The following is a 2,923-nucleotide window of genomic DNA, read 5'->3' as shown; positions in this document are numbered from 1 at the left end:
CGGGACCAGATGAGCTGGAGGCCTTCCTGGCCCTCGACTTCGATCAGGGTGGCGTAGATCGGAGCCGGGAAGCTCGGATCGTCCAGCTTGACCGAGAGGTAGTCGCGCTCCGTGTCCCGAGCGGTCTTCTGCCACGCCGCACCCAGCTCGACGGTGCCGGCGAAGATGCGGAAGTGCGGGCCCTTCTCGGAGGGGTTCTCGACGCGGGTCAGCTTGGCCTTGACGTTCAGCGTCAGGGTGCGGATCGAGCCGGTGAAGCCGTTGCCGTTCGAAGTGAAGGTGCCGATGGTCGCCATTGTCGTATCCTTTCAGTTATTCGGGCCGCGCCTATCGCGACCTCGATGGCTGGCGACAGACCGGAGGCGATCGACCTGCACCCCGTAGGGGCCGCAACATCGTGGAGGGCAGCCAAGGCGCGACTTTGTTGTTCCGCGAGGAATGGCGCGCAGCGCCAGGGGAAGAAAGTCGCGACGGCTGTTGCGGGGATAAGATCGAGACGGCGCGCAGCGCCGTCGGCCTTCGGTCAGACATGCCCAATCGAGGACGAAAGGGGCGAGCTTGAGACCGAAATCAGGGATACGACCGAGACCTCGCGTACCTCGTGAAACGGCGGTTCAGCGGATCGGATAAGCCAGTGCCGCACCTGTGCAAATGGCCTGAGACCGTCCGAAACCCTGCGGGGCTCCGCACCACGTTCTTCGCGCTGCCGTTCGGCACTGTTGCGTGGTTGAGCAAGCAATCGTGGACATACGCAACCCGAAGATAAGCGAAACGCACCACCGACCAGGGCCGATAGACGCCGGATCGAGGTCGGAGATCATGCGCCGTTTCCAGAACCTCGGTTCCGAACCCGACGAGAGGCGACAGAAGCGCGGCCCGCTTGAGGCGGGGCGCTCGTGGGCCGCGGCTCTGTGAAGTGCGATGGCTATGCGAACGACAGCGACCTCGCGCCGCTACAAGCCACACATGCCTTCGCATTCATTTGCGAAGAGATCGAGTTGACCGCGATCGGTGTCTGTCGAGAGGTCCACTTCGCTCAGCGGTACGGCCGACCGATGCAGAAATACCTCGCCTCGCACGCCGCGCATACCGGAGCGGATGAGCCGGTCGACATCGACCGCATCCGCCCATGCGTCCGGATCTTCATCGCGCATGGCGCGCCACACTGCATCGGAATGATAAGGGCATCCGATGCAGGCACTTTTCGGTGGCGTCGGATAGTCATGTCGCCGTAGCCAATCCAGGCAATCGCGCCTGTTCATACCAAGCTCGATGAGAGGCCAGCGGTTGACGCGCCACCTCTCGAAGGAGGGCTTCATCCGGATCGTCTCGTCCATCGAGATGCCGATCCATTGCTCGACGACGGGGTCCGGCGGCGACCGTCGTCGCGTGAGGCCGACAAGCTCCCGAACTTTTTTACGGATCGGGTCAATCTTGTAGTCGCCAGTGCATTGCCGGCGGATCATGCCGATCGATGCGCAGCCACGATGATCGACTGCACGCGTATAGGCCGGGATCGACGCCCAGCGTTCGCCGGCGGCCGCCTGGACAAGATTGTCGCGAAGACTGCCGGCCGAGACGACATGCACCGGGAAGGGCAGCACATTTGGCGACATCAGCCAGGTAAGATGATCGTACACCGCCTGAGGCTCCCATGCGGTGTCGGCGAAGATGGCGCAGTCGGGCATCGGCCCGATGACGCCATGGGCCGCGAGCAGCGCCAGCGTTGTCGATTGAACGCCGGCGCCGAGGCTCAGGACGCGCAATCGGATCGGGGATGGCGAAAGCCCATCCCCCTGAGAGAAGGCGTTCTGTTGCATTATGCCGCCTCCCCGATATCGGCGGCCTTCGGCTGCAAGTCGTGGAGATAGGCAGCGGCGCGCTGCGCATGTGCCGCGGCGGAGAAGATGAACCGCTTGTCGTTCGCAAGAACGTCGAGCCAGGACGCGAGGTAGCTCGCGTGATCCGGGCGGGGTTCAAGCTCCGGCACGATGCCGAGATCGGCGCTGAGGAAGCATGCGCCGAGATCGGCGATTAATTCCTCGCGCGCTCTTTCGCTACGATCTTTATGATATCGGCTGAGATCCCTATTCAGCCGCTGGGGCGCGCCAGCCCAATGCACACATTCGTGGCCAAGTGTGGCGTAATAGCTTGCCGCGTCGCGGAAGCTCTCGAACGGAGGCATCTGCACGACATCGAGGGCGGGGGCGTAATAGGCCTTGTCGCCGCCGTGCCGGATGACGGCCCGGGTATTGGCGAAGAACGAATCGGCATGTGCGATGCGCTCAATGGAGTCGTGCTTCGGCTGCTCAACGGGCGCGTAGAAGTGCTCTGGCAGACCGTCGATCTGATCGACGCAAAAGACGGTGTAGGCCTTGAGGAACGGGATATCCCGTTCGACTTCGTCGCCATGCGCGTCGGTCTGCGTTTTCGTGAACCGGCTGGCATAGACGACGAGGCTTCCACTTTCGCCCTTGCGAACATGCGCGCCGAGCTCGATGGCTTGCTTGAATGTCATCCAGATCGAGGAGAGGAAGCCGCGCGCGACAGCCTCGGACCAGAGCAACACGACATTGATGCCGGAATAGGGCTGGCCGTTATGGCGCAAAGGACGCGTGATGCGGTCGGCAACGTTCGACGCGCTCCAAGGTCTCACCCAGGGACGGACACCGCGTTCGAGGTCGGCGACGATTCGATCAGTGATGCGCGCGTAGATGTCGGCGCGCGGGTTTGTTTCTTTCCTGCTCATTTTCAGGACCTCCGTTTCGGAGGCCGCGCCTGTCGCGGCCCCTCACGGGGGCCGTCGCGGCGGCGCCAGGCGCACGCGCACCCGATAGGGCCGCAGCACAGCGGAGGACGGCGAAGCCGTTGCGCGTGCGCCGTATCCGCCGCAGGACCTCGGACCGTGAGGGGCCGCGACAGG

3 protein-coding genes are annotated in these 2,923 nt (G+C 63.7%); all 3 read right to left on the bottom strand.

What is annotated here, in order from left to right:
* The coding region (locus ACS3WB_RS16355) for a DUF736 domain-containing protein (protein WP_438276530.1) at positions 1 to 296 on the bottom strand (296 nt) is incomplete at its 3' end.
* A 657-nt stretch (positions 297 to 953) separates the two neighbouring features.
* On the bottom strand, positions 954 to 1,820 hold the full coding sequence (locus ACS3WB_RS16350; RefSeq protein WP_373852113.1) for a hypothetical protein: 867 nt from the start codon (positions 1,818 to 1,820) through the stop codon (positions 954 to 956).
* On the bottom strand, positions 1,820 to 2,749 hold the full coding sequence (locus ACS3WB_RS16345; protein ID WP_373852112.1) for an ArdC family protein: 930 nt from the start codon (positions 2,747 to 2,749) through the stop codon (positions 1,820 to 1,822). The genes ACS3WB_RS16350 and ACS3WB_RS16345 overlap by 1 nt, the downstream gene beginning before the upstream one ends.
* Between the last annotated feature and the right edge of the window lie 174 nt (positions 2,750 to 2,923).

Source organism: Nitrobacter sp. (assembly GCF_051535215.1).
GTDB lineage: Bacteria > Pseudomonadota > Alphaproteobacteria > Rhizobiales > Xanthobacteraceae > Nitrobacter.
The sequence above is the reverse complement of the archived record's forward strand: the minus strand, read 5'-3'. Positions and strand labels throughout refer to the sequence as shown.

What these genes read in the sequence shown, in the direction of transcription:
- ACS3WB_RS16350 (WP_373852113.1), bottom strand. Translation starts at nt 1,820, where the DNA reads ATGCAACAGAACGCCTTCTCTCAGGGGGATGGGCTTTCGCCATCCCCG.
- ACS3WB_RS16345 (WP_373852112.1), bottom strand. Translation starts at nt 2,749, where the DNA reads ATGAGCAGGAAAGAAACAAACCCGCGCGCCGACATCTACGCGCGCATC.